This window comes from Corynebacterium sp. LK33, assembly GCF_014334955.1.
Taxonomy (GTDB): domain Bacteria; phylum Actinomycetota; class Actinomycetes; order Mycobacteriales; family Mycobacteriaceae; genus Corynebacterium; species Corynebacterium jeikeium_D.
Map to the genome: position 1 here is coordinate 352525 of NZ_PDGU01000026.1, position 17541 is coordinate 370065.

The following is a 17541-nucleotide window of genomic DNA, read 5'->3' on the forward strand; positions in this document are numbered from 1 at the left end:
AAACCTCATTCAAGCCCGATTCTCTGGGGCTAGCTGTTAGCCCCTGAACAACTTCAGGTTAAAGCTTTACTCCAAGTAGTCGCGCAGAACCTGCGAACGCGATGGGTGACGCAGCTTGGACATCGTCTTGGACTCAATCTGACGGATGCGCTCGCGCGTCACACCGTAGACCTGACCAATCTCGTCCAGGGTACGTGGCATGCCGTCGGTAAGGCCGAAGCGCAAGCGGACGACACCGGCTTCACGTTCGGAGAGAGTCTCCAGCACGTCGCCAAGCTGATCCTGGAGGAGCGTGAAGCTGACGGCGTCAACGGCGATGACTGCCTCGGAGTCCTCGATGAAGTCACCGAGCTGAGAGTCACCCTCGTCGCCGATGGTCTGGTCCAGGGAAATCGGTTCACGAGCGTACTGTTGAATCTCGAGAACCTTTTCCTCGGTGATGTCCATTTCCTTGGCGAGCTCTTCCGGGGTGGGCTCGCGGCCCAGATCCTGAAGCAGTTCACGCTGGATACGACCGAGCTTATTAATGACCTCAACCATGTGAACCGGAATACGAATGGTTCGAGCCTGGTCGGCCATTGCACGAGTAATGGCCTGGCGAATCCACCACGTTGCGTAGGTGGAGAACTTGTAGCCCTTGGTGTAGTCGAACTTCTCGACCGCACGAATCAGGCCGAGGTTGCCTTCCTGAATCAAGTCGAGGAAAGCCATGCCACGGCCGGTGTAGCGCTTTGCCAGGGACACCACAAGACGGAGGTTGGCCTCGAGCAGGTGATTCTTGGCGCGCTGACCGTCGCGAGAAATCTCGCGCAAGTCGCGCTTTTGAGCGTAAGCGATGCGCTCGCCGGCTTCCTTGGCCTCGTCAATCTTGTACTGCGCATACAGACCGGCCTCGATGCGCTTTGCCAGACTGACTTCTTCCTCGGCAGTCAGCAGCGCGACCTTACCAATCTGCTTGAGGTAGGCGCGGACAGAGTCGGCGGAGGCGGTGAGGGCAGCATCTTTGCGGGCCTGACGCAGACGAGCGGACTCGTCCTCGTTCCAGACCTCGTCGCCCTCGTCCTCTTCATCCTCGTCTTCGTCTTCGTCCTCGTCGTCCTCTTCTTCATCATCGTCGAGGTCGTCGTCTTCGAGGTCGTCATCATCCAGATCGTCGTGAAGATCATCGTCTTCGAGGTCATCATCCAGATCCGGGTCGTAGTCCTGCTCCTGCTCCAAGTCGTGGTCGAGTTCCTCGTCCTCGAGCTCTTCGTTCTCAGTTGCGTCGAGAGCCTGCGCGTCCTTCGCCTTCGCTGCAGCAGCCTTGGCCGCGGTGGCCTTCGCAGCCGTTGTCCGCTTAGTTGCCTTCTTGGCGGCGGCCTTACGCGTGGTTTTCTTAGCGACGGACTTCTTGGCCGCCTTCTTCACGGTCTTCTTGGCCGCTGCCTTCTTAGCGGTCGTCTTCTTCGCCGCAGTTTTGGTAGCAGCCGTCTTTTTGGCAGCAGTCTTCTTCGCGGCAGTCTTCTTTGCCACGGTCTTCTTCACTGCCTTCTTGATGGCCTTCTTTACAGCCTTCTTTGCAGGAGTAGCTGAACCGGTGCCACTCCCGGTGGATTGGTCCTGAGCTTGCCCCAGTTCGTTGCCTGCCACGAACGCCCTTTCACGATGTACGTTGTGTGCGCCGCCAAAGCCGCCGCCAGCTTCTCTCGGTCGAAGAGAAGCTCAACGCGCCAGTGGTGCGCCTTTACTTCGTCTATAGCCAACTAGCCGAATGGAAAACATTCAGAGCTGACCTTTTCGTGCCACGGTCATCAGTGTTGCTTTCTGGCTCCTAGCGAAGAAGTAATCGGTGAAAATCCTCATCGAAGCAGTGCGCTGGAATTCGATTTTCCCAATCCTCCTCGAGCCTGTTGATTATTCAACCTTGCCGTGAGTCAACTTCTTATTGTAAACCAATTCTTAAAATCGCCGCCACGGGGCATGGCTTCAAGCACGTGTCACGCCCGACACGTAGCTACCAATCCCCATATAAGAAATGAAAGTGGTTAAGGGTAAAGTCCCTGGTCAGCTGCAAAGGCGGCGCCAGCAATACCCGCATTATTATCCAGACTTGCGGGGACAACTGGAGTCTTACATGTCAACAGCGGAATCCACTTTTCGTGTTCGCGACTGATTCCGCCGCCGACGATGATCCGTGACGGCCAAAACAGCGCCTCGTAGGTCTTAAGCACTTTGCTCACGCGCTCAGCCCACTCTTCGAAGCCGAGCCCCTCCACATCCTTAACTCTCGCGGATGCAAAGTGTTCGGCCTCCATGCCATCAATGATGAGGTGGCCTAACTCCGAATTGGGGTAGAGCAGTCCGTCATGAATAAGCGCGGAGCCGATGCCTGTACCAAAAGTTAGCAACAACACGGCGCCTGTCTTATTGCCCGGATCGCCAAACTGGACTTCAGCGAGGCCGGCAGCGTCAGCGTCGTTAAGCACGTGCGCCTTGTTGTTGGGCAGGTATTTAGCGAAGAGCTCTTGGCAGTTCGTATTAACCCAAGAACCGTCAATATTGGCGGCCAGCAAGGCAATCTGATTCTGTACGACGGACGGAATCGTGATGCCGACATCGGAATCCCACTTCGCAATGTCCACAATTTCTGCAATGGTCTCCGCAACCGCTTCCGGAGTTGCCGGCTGTGGCGTGAAAATCTTAATGCGGTCACCAATAAGCTGCCCAGTATCAAGGTCCACGCGGCCACCCTTGATTCCAGAGCCTCCGACGTCGATGCCAAATCCAATTCGTTGTCCCATAGCTCAAATTGTACGAAACAGACACAATGGGGGCATGAGCATTAACTCGCGTGGCACCGAACAACTCGCTAGCAGGGCAGATAATAGGGGGTTTAGTGCGTCGAATAGCCCCGGTTCCGTGCGACCCAGCGTCAGGGAATTGCGCGATCGCGCGGTACTTATCGCCCGCGCAGCCGCGGCGCACATCGCCAGTCGTCGGGTCGAACTCGGCTCCGATGGCGTTTTAGCAAGCTCCGAAACGAAGTCTTCAGCTGTAGACCCCGTCACCGTCGTCGACCGTGAATCTGAGGAGCTCATTCGTTCGCTTATCAAGACGTTTAGCAGCTCTGACCGCATTTTGGGCGAAGAAGGCGGGCTTTACGACGGCGCGAGTTCCCCAGCGCAGGCTGCCAACGAGGGCGAAGCGGTGACCTGGATTGTAGACCCCATCGACGGTACGGTGAATTTCCTCTACGGCATGCCCAATTTTGCTGTGAGTATCGCTTGCGCCGTAGGCGATGAGGTAGTGGCGGGTGCAGTGGCAAATGCGTCCTCGGGAGAGATTTACAGTGCAGCTAAGGGAGAGGGCGCTCAGGTTTCTCGACGGGACGGCACTGTGCAGACGCTTAGTTGTTCCCCAACGGCCGAGCTGGAAAAGACACTTGTGGCAACGGGATTCAGCTATTCCGCTAGTCTCCGGCAGGTGCAGGGCCGGATAGCGTCGCAGTTGCTGGGGGAGTGTCGAGATATTCGGCGCATGGGATCGGCGGCGCTGGATTTGTGCATGGTGGCGCACGGCCGTGTTGATGCGTATTACGAACACGACATCAAGGTTTGGGATTATGCAGCTGGTGCTCTGATTGCGGCTGAAGCAGGCGCAAGGATTAGGGTCCCGGAATTCACTCAGTGTGCCAACGTTACTGGCCAGCCGGAGGGAGACCCGCTCGACTTTGGTGTCGGTGCGGCGAACTCTGAAGTTGCCGATGCGTTCTTCGAGGCATTGGATGGTGCTATCGCGAAGGCTAGGAATTAGTGCGTCGGTCTAGGAGCAGGTGCTCGAGCCTAACGAGCTCAAACCCTCTAGGTCGGCTTGTTCGCCACGGTTCAATGCGGACATCGTTTCCTCAACCTGGCTGGCTACTTCGAGATCCTTAAACCCCTTACCCAACGACACATCGACGGTTGCATCCGGCCGACCATCGTGGATGAGCTCAAAGCAGGGGAAAAGAGCGTGAAGCGCCGCGGCGTGGCCATTGAAGTCCTCGCCATAACGCAGCTGGCCGAAGCAACCGAGGTCTTGGTTTTCCACAATAGGGTCGTTGCCGTAGGGAACCTGCTCATCGAGGACAAAATCGAGCTGCCGCAATTGCTCGGCGACGGTTGTAGCCTGGCCGACTTTGCCGTTGGCATTATAAACGCGCACATGAACATCCGACGGTGGAACGACGTGCTCTCCGATTAGCGTGGTGGAGGAAACAGGGGCCCCAGCCGCGGGGAGGGAACAGGACACCGGATAACTTGCCGGTTGGCTGCGGAATGCCAACACCCACAACGTAGCGGCAATAACTACAGCAACGACGGTAACCACCACGTAGGGAACAATTTTTCGTCGATGTGATGCGCTCGTAATGCTCGCGGGGCCTGAACTCATAGCCATCATGTTATCGTCTCCTCGTCTAATAGGCATAGAAACCTATTCTGACCTGCAGAGATGACAGATTGCGTGAATTGCCTTAATATCCGCTGAGAAAGGCACTGGAGAGTACAGGGTGTCAATCGTCTCAACGCGTTGTATTCTCCGAGAAAAAGTCAGTTCACAATGTCTAGCAAAGGTCCAGAAAGAAGGTTTGGGACATGGCTGTAAACTACGATGCCCCGCGTACTCGTGAAACCGAAGAGCTGGAGACCGATTCCCTTGAGGGCCTTCAGGCTGCATCTGCTGAGAAGGAAATCGACGACACTGACGACGGCGAAATTGTCGAGCCGTTCGAGTTGCCGGTCGCCGACATCGCGGGTGAAGAATTCGATATGGATGTTGCCCCCAAGGGGGAGGATGAATTCACCTGCGGCTCCTGCTTCATGGTGATGCACCGCTCGATGATCGCAATCGATAACGGCGATGGATTCCCTATCTGCCAGGACTGTGCCTAATCCCCGCGCAGCCGGGATAGCTTCCTAGAAAAAGGAAAACCGCCACTACCACGGTTCTGGCGGCGCTGGGACCGTCGGCAAGCGTGTAGCGGCGGTGAGAGATTTGACCTAGCGGTCGAAGAAACTGTCAAGTAGTGCCTCGGGGTGGCGGGTGGAGACCAGCCAATAGGGGGTGGGGTCGTCCGGATCGTCGAGGACTAGCAGTACCATCGTGGGAATCCACGTGTGCGTAACCAGGAATGCTGCTGGATCGAGCTGACGGCCCAACGCATTGCGCTGCGCGGACTTCGGGACCACCAGGGATTTGGCAACAACCGATGCTGGCAAAACTGCCGTGCCAGCGTGAAGCCAGCGTTCACCAGTGCTGTCCACTTCTACGGACACCGTGGTCTTCGACATAGTCAACAGCACCCACACGCCCACGGCCAGACAAATAATGCCGCCGATGACAAGCCAAATCGGTGAACGGTTAAAGCCAATCTGGGCCGTGCATACAAAAACGGCAGCAGCGCCGAGTACCCAGAACCACCAGGGAACCCAGAGCTTTTCGGAATAGACAATCGATGAATCTCCGCTCGAGCTCATTGTTATTGCCGCACCTTCAGAGACGGATGCTGAGCTGTCGCCGCGACGAGGCTGCAGGTTATCTTTTCCACTCACGGTTATCCATTCTAGGGCACGGCTATGCTCGGTACTGACAAGGCCGAAGTGCGGTTCTTAAAAGACGCGACAGCGAAGGATATACAAAGAAATGACTTATGCCCCGGTGCAAGTGAAAAAGCTCGCTAAAGACGCTGTGATTCCCCAGCGTGCGCATGCCGATGATGCCGGTGTGGATTTGAGCTCAGTGGAGGATGTCGTCCTAGCACCAGGGCAGCGGGCGCTCGTGGGAACCGGTATTGCCATTGCTTTGCCGGCGGGCACAGTGGGATTGGTTCATCCTCGCTCCGGATTGGCTTTCAAAAAGGGGCTGTCCATCGTCAACGCTCCCGGCACGATTGATGCCGGTTACCGTGGTGAGCTTAAAGTCTGCCTGATCAACTTGGACCCGACCAATGCGGTGGAGATCGCCAAGGGCGATCGAATTGCCCAATTGGTTGTGCAGAAGGTCGAGCTCAGCCCGCTGGTGGAAGTCGATGAGCTCGATGAAACTGAACGCGGCGCGGGCGGTCACGGGTCAACCGGAGTGTCCACGACGCTTTAAAACGCCTCTGACAGCGCGGGGACCCTACCAAGTGTGGTTCAATGCGTGAAGAGCTCAATAAAGCGTTTACAAAAGCGTATACAAAGATTTCTTTTTAGCGAGGTGTCAATAAACCACCATGTGGCCATTTGGAAAGAAGAACCAGCCAGAAGAACCAGCTGCTGAGGCAGAGGCCGTTACCACCGACTCTGCGGCGCCAGCTTCTGAGGAGGCTACCGCAACCGTGCATGACGACGCGTCGGAAACCGCCGCGGAGAACGCACCAGCAAACGGCCCCTTCGATATCAACAGCGCTAGCCCGACGCAGTTTGATTTTTCGGACTTCGCGAAGGCCAGCCTGAACCTCGGTTCGATGCTGCTGCCTATTCCTCACGTTGGTGATATTCAGGTGGAGATGGGGCCGACAGGTCCAACCATGCTGCACGTCGCCACTGAGCATGGCCGCGTAACTCCTGTAGCATTCGCTGCTCCGACGTCGGGCGGCCTCTGGGAGGAGTCCGCTCAGGAAATCAAGGACGGTCTTGAGTCCGATGGCCTCGATGTCCACGTCGAGCAGGGGCCGTGGGGTTCTGAGGTCGTAGGTCGCACCTCCGATATGGAAATGCGAATCATCGGCGCCGACGGCCCGCGTTGGATGCTTCGCATGACGGCTTCCGGTCCGGCTGATCGGGCGGAGGAACTCGCAGATCTCGCCCGCGGTCTCCTTGCCCGTAGCTTCGTCTCTCGCGGTGAAAACCCGATGCCAGCAGGTCAGCCGCTTCCGGTTACGCTGCCGTCCCAGATGGCCGAGCAGATTCGTCAGGCATACCAGCAGCAGACCCAGGCTGCCCAAGCTGAAGGTGAACCCGGGCAGGTGCCAGGCGCTACTGGTATCAACCCGGATGGCTCCACCAATTAGTTTTGTCAACCCGCCAGCAGAGAGAAGCTAGCTACTTGACCAGTTAGAAAAGGATCTGCAGACGCCACTGTGCACTGCCCGCCGCCGTCACCCGACGGCGGCTTTTCTCTTGTCAGCGGGTAGTATCACACTGCGTGAACATCGAAGTGACTATTGACCGTCCCGCTGCCGGCGGAGAATTCATTGCCAGCTACGACGGACGAATCGGTTTCGTCACCGGCGGTATCCCCGGCGAACGCGTTGTTGTCGAAATTGCCAAACCTGATGCCAAGCTGTGGCGCGGCAATGTCGTTGAGGTTTTGGATGCCTCAGAGCATCGAATTTCGCAGCGTTGCGAAGCAGCTCAGCAGGGCGCGGGCTGTTGCGACTGGGGTTTTATTGATCCTGAGCACGCGGCGCGTCTCAAGGCTGATGTCTTGACCGATTGCCTGCGCCGTCTTGGACGTTTCACCGCCGACGAGCTGCCAGCTATCGATGTTCTTCCACTGGCTCCGACCTCCCGTTGGCGCACGCGCGTGCGGCTGGGTGTGGATTCCCAGGGACGAGCGGGATTACGTCGTTCCCGTTCCCACGAGCTCGTCATCGGCTCCGAGTGCGTCCAAACAGTTCCCAATCTCATCGCTGGCTTTTCGACGGCCGGAACCATCCCTGTTGCTAAGCCTGCTCGCGGTCGAGGGAGCAAGAAGCCGAAGCCAGGAGAACTCCATGTGGCCATGGACACGGAGGGTAACCGAAGTGCTGTATACGTTTCCGGCAGCGGCAGGAACCGCACGCAAACGTTGATTGAAGGCGAGCCAACTACACAGCACACCGTTCACGGAATTACTTTCGATGTGCCGACGTCCGGTTTTTGGCAAGCCCATTGCCATGCCCCTGAGTTCTATGGATCGCGCATCATCGACCTGTTGGTTGGTCAGTCTTTCTCCTGCGGTTGGGATCTTTACGGTGGCGCAGGCGTTCTGTCGGCGGCACTGTGCAAGCTAGTTGACGCAGAGGGTTCAATTCTCTCTGTCGAGGGTTTTGCCGCGGCCGCGACGGCGGGGCGCAAGGCTTTCACTGCAGCTGACCACAGTGGAAATGCGTCGCCTGCGGCACCAGTCCGGTTCGTAACCGGGGATGTCACCAAGGTAGTGCGCCGCGAAGTTGCTAATGCGGAAACACCAAACCCGGATATCGTCGTTCTCGACCCTCCGCGCTCCGGTGCTGGTAAGGATGCCATTGCCGCTATTGCAGAAGCCAAGCCACGCACGGTCGTACATTTCGGTTGCGATCCGGCGACTTTTGCCCGCGATGCCCGGTACTGGGCTGACTATGGCTACGCGTTCAAACACCTCGAGGTCGTGGACGCATTTGGTCTAACGCATCACTTTGAAACCATCGCGGTGCTGGAGCAGCTGTAGCTAGAGTGGCTGCCGCATGGGCGCAAGAACGTTGGCGCCGATCACGTCGGCAAGCAAATGTGCCTGCCATGGGCGGAAACCCTGTTCGCTGAGGTGAGCGGAGATTTCGGTAACGGCTGGCAGGCCGCCAGCGTAGTTGTCGTGGTGGCGGAAAACGAATGAGCCGACTGCGCGGCTGTGAATCCACCAAACCAGTTCACGTGTCTGCGCGGAAGTGATGAGTGTGTCTTTGCGCAGGTGTATTTGGGCACAGACGTTGTCGATGCAGTCTCGCGTGGTTTCGAAAATCTCGGCGGCTTGTGGGGCATGTTCAGCCCAACGCCGAAAGTGGGGCATCTCGTTCCGAGGCGGCTTTTGGGGCTTCGGCCATGACGACCTGGGTTCCTGACGGGCTTCATTAACGACCTTCAACCAAGCGTCCGCAGCACCGCGACGGCGACGTGGAAATCCACGGATTGCAGTTAGTTCACGCTGCGTACCGGGGAGTTGTTCTGCGATTGTACGTAGAACGCTGTGACCCATGACGTGTGTTGGGGAGACATCACGGCGCTGCGCGATTTCGTCACGCTCAGTCCACAGTGCACGGGCGACGTGAAGTTGTTCGGGAGTGTGCAGCTTCCCAATCCCTTTGAGCCCCTGCCACGAGTGTCCGACGTGCAGACCATCGAGGTATTTACGGTTTAGAGCGAGTTCGCGTTCGCATTCCTGTTCCAGCCATTCCAAACGGTCGAGCTCAGTCAGCGCCTGACAAAGAACCTCGGCGAGTTCGATGAGCAGCTCGACATCCAAGGCTGCGTAGTCCAGCCAATCTGCTGGCAGTGGACGAGTAGACCAATCCTCTCGACCGTGCCCCTTGGCAAGTCCAACTCCGAGGAGTCGCTCTGTCAGAGCTGCTAAGTTGACTCGCTCCAGGCCGAGAAGGCGGCCGGCCAGCTCAGTGTCAATGACTTTGGTGGGGTAGAGGCCCAGAGCTGCGAGGCAGGGAAGGTCAGAATGAGCGGCGTGAATAATCCAGGTCAGGTCGTTGACTGAGGAACCGAAAACGGCCATCGCCTTGCGACCATGTTCGGGATCGATGAGAAAGGTGCCCGCTCCACGGCGGCGAAATTGAAGCAGGAAGGCGCGGTCGTCGTAGCGATATGCCGAAGCTCGTTCAGTATCGACTGCGAGCCATCCGTGTCCTTTGGCCAGCTGCTCACCGGCGTCAATAATGTCGTCGATGGCAGAAAGCACGCGTGGAGTTCCCTCGGCTGGGGCAAGTCTTACTTCTACGTCGGGACTAGTTTCCACGTCGGAGCTCATCGCACGCCTCTTCGGTCGTCGGTATCAGCAGTCGCCGGTATCAGCCCAGCAGGGAAACGCCGACGGGTGGCAGACCAGCGACGTTCGCTAGTACCTGAGCGAAGGATTCAACGTGGGTGCGCAGGTCGGTGCCACGAGCAGTCCACGATGCGCGCATTTCTAATTGAAAGGCCTGTGGCTTGCCGCCGATCTCGCCATAGCGGACAGAGTTCGTAGTAGTCACCGTGCCACCCAAGTTCGACAGTTCGGCGTTGTTCTCAGCCAGAGCCTCGGTGAGCCATTGCCAGGCAACCTGGGGAAGCAACGGATCTTCCGCGAGGGAGGCATCCATATCCGCCTGGATGTATGCAACCAAGCGCATGTCACCGTCCCAGGTTTCCTCACTGCGGGGGTCATGGAGCAAAATTAAACGACCAAAGGCATCGTCGTCCGAGGACTCGGGGACGATATCAGCTTCGGGCTGCGTGACCTCAAGCGAGACAGCGTGGCTAAACGGTGCCAGCTTCTGCGGTGGCCGAACGGTGCCCAGAGCAATCTCAGGTCGCAGTTCAGCAGAGTGCATTGACTGGACCGCGGCGCGGAAGTTCTGTGGCATTGAATCGGTTCCATTCACGCGCCTGAACTTAGCCATATGACGCTTGCGTTAGTGGGAGGCGCGCCGAAAAGAGGGGGAAGCGACCAAGCGGTTCGTCGAAAACGCACAGCAGGGCGAGCGATTTCCCTGTTCTTAGTACCCCACACATCAATTTCTAAGGTAAGTGGGGCATGATTGTCCCTATGAACAATCGTCGCACTTTGACTGATGCCCCGATTCTTGATGCAGCTTACGGTCGAACTCCGTCGCGCCGCCCGGTGTGGTTTATGCGGCAAGCCGGTCGTTCACTGCCTGAATACCGTGAGGTGCGCAAGGACATCGGTATGTTGGACTCCTGTTTCCGTCCGGAACTGCTCGCTGAGATTACTATGCAGCCGGTACGTAGGCACGACGTTGATGCTGCGATTCTTTTTTCCGATATCGTCGTGCCGCTGAAGGCTGCGGGTGTCAACCTGGATATTGTTCCTGGCCGCGGTCCAGTAATGGATACTCCGGTGCGCTCGGAAGCAGACATCAAGGCTCTACCGGAAGTCACGGAAGAGCAACTCGCTCCTGTGGCCGAGGGTATCGGCCTCATTCTGCAAGAGCTGAATGATACCCAGGCACTCATTGGTTTCGCCGGTGCACCGTTCACCTTGGCGTCGTACCTGATTGAAGGCGGTCCATCCCGCAATCACGAGCGCACTAAGGCGCTGATACACTCGGACCCTGAATTGTGGGATCACCTGATGCAGAAAATCACTCCGATGGTGATTGCTTTCCTGCGCGCGCAGATTGGCGCTGGTGTGGACGCTATTCAGCTCTTCGACTCCTGGGCTGGCTATCTCACCGAGCGTGATTACCGCCGCTTTGTGTTGCCGTACTCGAAGGAAATCTTCCAGGCTGTCGCCGACGCCGGCATTCCGCGCATCCACTTCGGTGTGGGCACCGGCGAGCTTCTCGGTGCGATGGCTGAAGCCGGCCCAGAAGTCATGGGCGTCGACTGGCGCGTGCCACTGGACGTTGCTGCCAACCGCATTCGTGCCACGCTTTCCGACGTTCACCGAGGCGCAGACCCGGCGGAAAACAGCCTTGCATTGCAGGGCAACCTTGACCCGGCGATTCTCTTTGCCGGTGAAGATGCAATGACCCAAGAGATTCAGCGCATCTGCTCTGAGGCGGACCGTGCAATTAAGCGTGGTGACGCCCGTGGGCATATCTTCAACTTGGGCCACGGGGTGCTACCGAATACCGATGCCGACGCGATTACGCGCGCCGTTGAGATCATTCACGCAACGTAAAAGCCGACGCAACAGGCGTGTAAAACACGCACTAGCTAATTTCCTACAAGTCTTATCGACCGTGCCCGCTCGAGGCGCGGGCATAGAGAAAGCGTACGAAATACCGTGGTTGCACAACCTTCTACCATTGCCGTCATAGGTGGCGGTATCTCCGGCCTGACCGCAGCGTATGAGTTGCGTAAAAAGCTCGGACCTGCCGCAAGAATAATTGTCATCGAGTCCAGTGCACAGGTCGGCGGCAAGCTGAAGACTCGACCAGGAGCTAACGGCCCTCTCGAAGCGGGCGCTGAGGCGTACCTGGCGTTCCGTCACGATGCCACCGAGTTTTTCAAGGAACTCGGTTTGGCAGATCAGCTAGTCGCTCCTTCGGGGCTGCCTTCCAAGCTCTACATCGGCGGTGAACTCAAGGACCTTCCGCGCAACACGGTCACCGGTATTCCAGGAAGCTCAGAAGGGTTGGGCTACCTCCTCAGCGAGGCCACCCTCGCCAAGATTGATGCCGAGTCGAACCCCGAGCTCACTCCAGCCTTGCACTGGGTACTGGGAGACGACATGAATGTCGGCCAGCTGGTCGCGGCGCGGCTCGGTGAGGAAGTCGTTGACCGCATCGTCTCCCCGCTGCTCGGAGGCGTCTACTCAACCACCGCATACGACCTGGGCCTGCGTGCGACCATTCCACAGCTGACGGCAGCGCTTGATGAAATGGCTAGTGTCGGTGATCATGTCAGCCTCACCGGCGCTGTCCAGCGCGTTCTGGAAGCACGTAAGCAGGCGCAGCAGGCGCGTCTGAGCAGTGAGGCTGCGACAGACTCGACGAAGACGAAGCGACCGGTGGTCTTCCAAACGTTCCGCGATGGCTTCGAGGTTCTCTACAACACGCTTGTCGACGAATCGGGAGCCGAACTCCTCTTGTCGACGAAGGCTACTGGTCTGCGGCAGCATGACAATGGCTTTGAGGTCACTGTGGAACTGCCGTCGGAAAGCGGCACGAGCGTTAGCACTATCGACGTCGACGGTGTTGTGCTGGCAGCACCTTCTGCAACCACATCGGAGCTGTTGAACAATCTTGCGCCAGAGGCGGCTGAGCTCATTGGTGGGGTAGACACGTCGAACTCGGCGGTGGTCGGTATGTGTTTCGACTCGTCGGAAGGACTGCCGGAGATCAACGGCGTGTTGTGCGAGATTGGTGCGGACCTGTCCGCGAAAGCTTTCACAGTGTCGTCCCGGAAGTGGCCACATATTGGTGAGCGCTACAGTGCCGTTGTGAGGGCAAGCTTCGGCCGTTTTGATGATGACTCGCACGTGCATCGTAGCGACGAGGACCTCATCGCCAGGGCAAAGGCGGATTTGGCTAAGGCGACTGGCTTTGATGCCGAACCGACTGAGGTTTTCGTCCAGCGTTGGTGGGCGGGGATTCCACGCTTCGATATGGGGCATGGAGGCCTGATGGATTTTGCTCGCCAGGATTTGGCCGAGGTGCCTAAGCTTGCAGCAACAGGGGCGTGGCTCAGTGGCCCGGGCATTCCGGAATGTATCTCCAACGCCAAGGCTGCGGCCAGCAAGATTGCTGCGGAGCTGGCGTAAAGCTGCGAGATTGGTGCTGAGTACGAAACTGGCGCTGACCCATCGTTTTTAAACAAACCTTTCAACCGAACTAGGAGACAACTAATGACCAAGCTCGATTTCAAGAAGCTCAACGACACCATCCGCTACACCATGTGGTCTGCCTTCAAGGTGACCCCTGGTGCACTCGGTGATAACCGCGAAGAGGCAGTGGCTAAGACCAAGGAATTCCTGGCTCGTTACGAAGACACTGATCTGATCATCCGTGGTTTCTACGATGTTTCGGCCATGCGTGCTGAAGCCGACTTCATGTTCTGGATCCACGCAGAGAAGCTGGAAGACCTGCAGGCGTTCTACAACGCCTTCCTGCGCGAGACTCCGCTGGGCAAGGCATCCACTCCGCACTGGTCGAACGCTGCGCTGCACCGTCCAGCTGAGTTCAACAAGTCGCACCTGCCGTCGTTCATCATGGGTGAAGAGCCGGGACGATGGATTGCGGTTTACCCCTTCGTTCGTTCCTACGACTGGTACCTGCTGGAGCCGACCGAGCGACGCCGCATCCTTGCTGAACACGGTATGGCCGGTCGTGACTACCCGGATGTGCGCGCCAATACTGTCCCGGCGTTCGCACTCGGCGACTACGAGTGGATCCTTGCATTCGAGGGGCCGGAGCTCGACCGCATTGTGGACTTGATGTGGAAGATGCGTTACACCGAGGCTCGTCTGCACGTCCGCGAAGAGATTCCGTTCCACACGGGCCGTCGCGTCGATGACATTGCGGAGATTATCAACGTTCTGCCGTAGCTCACGCAATCAACGAGAGAATCAGCAGCGCCGCTGGTCAAGCCCCGCTAACTGACGGGGTTTTGACCAGCGGCGCTGCTTCTCTATCTAGTTATTCAGCCGTCTTGTCCGGTTCCAGCGTGAGTGAAATTGAATTGATGCAATAACGCAGGTCGGTCGGAGTATTGTATCCCTCACCCTCAAAGACGTGGCCGAGGTGAGACTTGCAACGACTGCACAGCACTTCGGTACGGACCATACCGAGACTCGTGTCTCGGCGCTCAATAATGCGGTCTCCTGCAAGTGGAGAGAAGAAAGATGGCCAACCGCAGTGAGAGTCGAACTTCTCGTTCGACCGAAACAGCTCGTAACCACAAGCCCGGCAGCGGTAGACACCTTGAGTGTTGGTATCGGTGTACTCACCGGTGAAGGCGCGTTCAGTACCTGCCTGACGCAAAACCTGGTACTCCGCGGCACTGAGGCGTTCGCGCCATTCTTCTTCGCTCAGATTCCAGTCTTCGCTATGCGAATCAACCATTCTGAATAGCCTCCTCAGACTTGAGATCAGATTCGTGATTAGGCTTCCTGTCTGCTATCTTCCAGCCGCTCAGCCAGCTGAAGCCGGATGCAAAGCTACGCCCATTGACGGCATCCACAATCGTCATTCGAATGAGTGCTGCCGTGATGGAGAGTATAAGAACGGCCCATCCAATACCGCCGATTGCAACCGTGAACCACGGGAAAAAGAGGTCATCTTCATCAATCCACCAATTGGCGTAGAAGAAACAGAGTACGACTCCAAGTCCTGCGCCCCAATTCAACATGACAGTCGAACCAATATTTCCTTCATTGTCGCGAGCCAAAACCAATGGGCGAAGCACGGTGAGAACCATTGGCAAGAGCGTCATCGAGTAGTACTGCTGTCCCAGGCTGGAAAGGAAGAACGCGCCGGTGAAGAGAACTCCGGAAGTCGTAGCAATCCAGAATTTCTCATCCCTCTCGAGCCAGCGAAGAAGGAGCACGACAGATACCAAGACGAAAATGCCGAAAAAGATTTGCCACAGCAAAATCAGTGTCGGGTGGGCGCCCAGCCAAACAAGCTGTCCAGTCAGTGAAGCATTTGCAAAGTCACGGACAACTCCCAGGTAGGGGATAGTGATATCTAGGTAGTCACGTGGTTGGACCATGAGCGGCCACGCAATGACATTGGCTGCAATTACCACCCCGATACTGGTCAGTACCGTAGAGAACTGCCTGCGCATAAACGGTAGGAACAGCATTGGCAAGAATACGGGCTTAATGGTGATTGCGATACCGATAATCAGGCCGGCTAGGATATTGCGTCGCTCGGTCAGTGCAATAAAAAACAGCACTAATGCAAGGAACAGTGAACCGTTGACGTTCGTAAAATCAAGGGTGTTGGTAACGGGTTCCGTGAGGTAGAGCAGTGCTATCGACGCTGGAATGATGGGGCCAGAGCGCGCAATACCAAGCCACCTGAGTAACAACACAATTGCCGCAATGATTGCAGCTGACTGAAATACCGCAAACCAGATTCGGCCCGATTCAAGCGAGCCGAACAAATCAATCGGGGCTAAAAGTAGGGTAGCGCCTGGGGAATACAGATAGTGCGGATCGGCTGTTACGTAGTCTTCCGAATAAACGGGTACCTGCGATACGAATCGATTAATTGCCGACCAGACCGTCGTAAAGTCATCTGTGCCAGAAACGTCTTTCGGCAAAACCCAGGTGCGGTGAAAAACCACCACAGCTGCGATAGGCCACAAGAAAGCGCTGAGTCCTCGCGACACGTGCCGAGACAGAGGGCGTGTTGCCACCGAATTTGTCTCTGGCGTGTCCTTGGACGTTTGCGTTAATGCCGTTGCGCTTGCGCTCACGTCGATTTTTGGTTTACTCACAATACTCCACCCTACTGGGTGAAGCTGCGGGAATAGCGTAGGAAGATGTGTGAGTCGGAATGCAGGATATCCCGCACTTCAAAAGCCTGCGGGTTCGTCGAGTTCGAGTCCTCATCAGGGTCGTTCTCTCCGAAAGTCAGGGGACCGTTACCCACCCACATCGGCGACAACGTCAGGAACAGTTCGTCGACGCACCCGTTTTTGAATGCTTCTCGAAATATCGTCGGCCCACCCTCTACGACAATGTCTCGATACCCATGCTCAGCCAGCCACGCAAACGCCGCTTTCACCGAGGGATCAGGGAGCTTAACGACGCGAGCCCCGGCCGATTCCATCTTTCTAGCTTTGTCCTTGTGAGCGGTCTTTGCCTCTTCATCATTAAAAGCATCTTCAGTCTGGGTGAAGATTATCGGAGGATTGACTTCTGCATTCGCGAAAAAGTCGGATTTTATATCTAAATCCAACGAGCGCGAGAGTGTGGACATCGTCACGTGCTTGGAGCGACCTAGCTTCTGTCGAACGGTCTCTAGGTACTCCGGTATCTCAACTGGCCCGTAACCCTCAGCCGCGATGGTGCCTGTACCAACGAAAACGACGTCGGCAAGCGCGCGAAGCGTGTTGAAAACCGTGGCATCGGTGTCATTCCCAAGCTGGCCTGAGGTGCCTTCGACGGCGCCGCGTCCGTCCAAGCTGGTGACGGCGATGGCAGTGACGGTGGAGGTGTTGTGAGACACCGCCGCTGTATCATGTGTCGTTTGCGCAGGTCGAGAAAGAAACTGCAGAATTTCGTCGGTCGATGGGCTTACGGAGGTGAGTGTAGCCATACCGCCGAGGTTAAGCCGACGATTGCAGAATAGGCAAGGCCTGGCTTATAAGGGAAGTATTATAATCGTTGTCATTTATAAGGATTGGACTTATAGTAGGGGCATGCGACTAACAGATACTCTTGAGAAGGCATTCAACGACCAGATCACTATGGAGCTCACCGCTTCCCACGTCTACCGCCAGCTGGCAATCGAACTGGACCTGCTGGATTTCTCCGGCATGGCAGAGTGGATGCGTGCACAGGCGGATGAGGAAGTTGATCACGCGAACCAGTTCATCGCACACCTCGATGCTCGCGACAACCACCCGCAGATTGGTGCTGTCGACGCACCGGAGGTGAAGGTCACTTCCGCAATCGATGCATTCCGCATTGCTCTCGAGCATGAAGAGAAGGTTTCGGCATCTATCCGTAACCTCCGCAAGCTTGCTGATAGCGAGGGTGATCTCGACTCCCGCCCGCTGCTGGACAGCTTCGTGGTTGAGCAGATTGAGGAAGAGGACACCGTGCGTGGCATCATCGGTCGCCTGGAGATTGTTGGCGACAACGGTGCTGGCCTGCTGCGTATCGACCGGGAGCTTGGCGCTCGCGACGCAGCTTAATATCGAGCTCGGTTCACAGTTCGATAGAAATGACCGCCCCAGGCACTTATCCCTGGGGCGGTCATTTCTATTCAGCTGGAGTATCAATTGATGGGCTTGGCGTCCAGGCAAACCGAGATTTGTGGAGCGGTTCTGGGTTGACCATCCATAGCCTTTAGACGAGCGAGCTGCTCAGCAGAGCTCGCCGAATTGGGAAACCTGCCAGCCGAGACGCCTGCCGGACAACATTTTTCCTGCTTAACCCAGGGGAGCGGTAGGACTC

The 17541-nt window shown here is 57.0% G+C and carries 18 protein-coding genes; 9 read left to right on the forward strand and 9 right to left on the reverse strand.

Features of this window, described 5'->3' with window-relative positions; genetic code table 11:
- Positions 1 to 66: 66 nt before the first annotated feature.
- Both CRD20_RS10435 and ppgK read right to left on the reverse strand, forming a co-directional pair.
- Positions 67 to 1629 carry an RNA polymerase sigma factor gene (locus tag CRD20_RS10435; protein ID WP_016422651.1) on the reverse strand — a complete coding sequence of 521 codons (1563 nt, stop codon included), beginning with the start codon at positions 1627 to 1629 and terminating at the stop codon, positions 67 to 69.
- Between the two features lie 395 nt (positions 1630 to 2024).
- Positions 2025 to 2780, reverse strand: a complete 756-nt coding sequence (gene ppgK / locus CRD20_RS10440) for a polyphosphate--glucose phosphotransferase (protein ID WP_070642196.1) — start codon at positions 2778 to 2780, stop codon at positions 2025 to 2027.
- A 118-nt stretch (positions 2781 to 2898) separates the two neighbouring features.
- Between ppgK and CRD20_RS10445 the strand changes: the two genes are divergently transcribed.
- A complete protein-coding gene (locus tag CRD20_RS10445; RefSeq protein WP_246819566.1) occupies positions 2899 to 3792 on the forward strand; it encodes an inositol monophosphatase family protein in 894 nt (297 codons plus the stop codon).
- 9 nt (positions 3793 to 3801) lie between these two features.
- Here the strand turns inward: CRD20_RS10445 and CRD20_RS10450 are convergent, their stop codons facing one another.
- The gene (locus CRD20_RS10450) at positions 3802 to 4410 is read right to left on the reverse strand and encodes a LytR C-terminal domain-containing protein (RefSeq protein WP_187405356.1); all 609 of its coding nucleotides are present in this window, start codon (positions 4408 to 4410) and stop codon (positions 3802 to 3804) included.
- Positions 4411 to 4613: 203 nt separating this feature from the next.
- Between CRD20_RS10450 and CRD20_RS10455 the strand changes: the two genes are divergently transcribed.
- The gene (locus CRD20_RS10455; protein WP_016422655.1) at positions 4614 to 4910 is read left to right on the forward strand and encodes a DUF4193 family protein; all 297 of its coding nucleotides are present in this window, start codon (positions 4614 to 4616) and stop codon (positions 4908 to 4910) included.
- 108 nt (positions 4911 to 5018) lie between these two features.
- Here CRD20_RS10455 and CRD20_RS10460 read toward each other — a convergent pair whose 3' ends face one another.
- Entirely contained in the window at positions 5019 to 5495 is a 477-nt protein-coding gene (locus tag CRD20_RS10460) for a DUF3093 domain-containing protein (protein WP_048733250.1), read from the reverse strand.
- 166 nt (positions 5496 to 5661) lie between these two features.
- On the opposite strand from CRD20_RS10460, the gene dut reads away from it, so the two are divergent.
- The 3 genes from dut (at position 5662) to CRD20_RS10475 (ending at position 8412) form a co-directional block, all read left to right on the forward strand.
- Entirely contained in the window at positions 5662 to 6114 is a 453-nt protein-coding gene (gene dut, locus CRD20_RS10465; RefSeq protein WP_048733249.1) for a dUTP diphosphatase, read from the forward strand.
- Between the two features lie 118 nt (positions 6115 to 6232).
- The gene (locus CRD20_RS10470) at positions 6233 to 7012 is read left to right on the forward strand and encodes a DUF3710 domain-containing protein (RefSeq protein ID WP_070602519.1); all 780 of its coding nucleotides are present in this window, start codon (positions 6233 to 6235) and stop codon (positions 7010 to 7012) included.
- Between the two features lie 134 nt (positions 7013 to 7146).
- Positions 7147 to 8412, forward strand: a complete 1266-nt coding sequence (locus tag CRD20_RS10475; RefSeq protein WP_187405357.1) for a class I SAM-dependent RNA methyltransferase — start codon at positions 7147 to 7149, stop codon at positions 8410 to 8412.
- Here the strand turns inward: CRD20_RS10475 and CRD20_RS10480 are convergent, their stop codons facing one another.
- Positions 8413 to 9714 (reverse strand): HRDC domain-containing protein, encoded by a 1302-nt coding sequence (locus CRD20_RS10480; RefSeq protein ID WP_187405358.1) that lies wholly within the window; start codon positions 9712 to 9714, stop codon positions 8413 to 8415.
- Between the two features lie 40 nt (positions 9715 to 9754).
- Complete coding sequence (locus CRD20_RS10485) at positions 9755 to 10309, reverse strand: DUF3000 domain-containing protein (protein ID WP_016422661.1); 555 nt, start codon at positions 10307 to 10309, stop codon at positions 9755 to 9757.
- Positions 10310 to 10479: 170 nt separating this feature from the next.
- Here CRD20_RS10485 and hemE point away from each other — a divergent pair, with 170 nt between their 5' ends.
- From hemE to hemQ, 3 genes are all read left to right on the forward strand, one after another.
- Positions 10480 to 11589 (forward strand): uroporphyrinogen decarboxylase, encoded by a 1110-nt coding sequence (gene hemE, locus CRD20_RS10490; RefSeq protein WP_187405359.1) that lies wholly within the window; start codon positions 10480 to 10482, stop codon positions 11587 to 11589.
- Positions 11590 to 11694: 105 nt separating this feature from the next.
- Positions 11695 to 13173, forward strand: coding sequence for a protoporphyrinogen oxidase (gene hemG / locus CRD20_RS10495; protein WP_187405360.1), 1479 nt, complete (start codon positions 11695 to 11697; stop codon positions 13171 to 13173).
- Positions 13174 to 13257: 84 nt separating this feature from the next.
- Positions 13258 to 13956, forward strand: a complete 699-nt coding sequence (gene hemQ, locus CRD20_RS10500; protein WP_049173031.1) for a hydrogen peroxide-dependent heme synthase — start codon at positions 13258 to 13260, stop codon at positions 13954 to 13956.
- Positions 13957 to 14047: 91 nt separating this feature from the next.
- Here the strand turns inward: hemQ and msrB are convergent, their stop codons facing one another.
- From msrB to CRD20_RS10515, 3 genes are read right to left on the reverse strand one after another with little or no spacing between them, the layout of a single operon-like run.
- Positions 14048 to 14473 (reverse strand): peptide-methionine (R)-S-oxide reductase MsrB, encoded by a 426-nt coding sequence (gene msrB / locus CRD20_RS10505; RefSeq protein ID WP_187405361.1) that lies wholly within the window; start codon positions 14471 to 14473, stop codon positions 14048 to 14050.
- The gene (locus CRD20_RS10510; RefSeq protein ID WP_224433107.1) at positions 14466 to 15854 is read right to left on the reverse strand and encodes a glycosyltransferase family 87 protein; all 1389 of its coding nucleotides are present in this window, start codon (positions 15852 to 15854) and stop codon (positions 14466 to 14468) included. Before CRD20_RS10510 ends, msrB begins: the two co-directional genes overlap by 8 nt.
- Positions 15855 to 15865: 11 nt before the next feature.
- Complete coding sequence (locus CRD20_RS10515; RefSeq protein WP_187405362.1) at positions 15866 to 16678, reverse strand: dihydrofolate reductase family protein; 813 nt, start codon at positions 16676 to 16678, stop codon at positions 15866 to 15868.
- A 103-nt stretch (positions 16679 to 16781) separates the two neighbouring features.
- On the opposite strand from CRD20_RS10515, the gene CRD20_RS10520 reads away from it, so the two are divergent.
- Positions 16782 to 17279, forward strand: a complete 498-nt coding sequence (locus tag CRD20_RS10520; protein ID WP_070438323.1) for a ferritin — start codon at positions 16782 to 16784, stop codon at positions 17277 to 17279.
- The last annotated feature ends 262 nt before the right edge of the window (positions 17280 to 17541 follow it).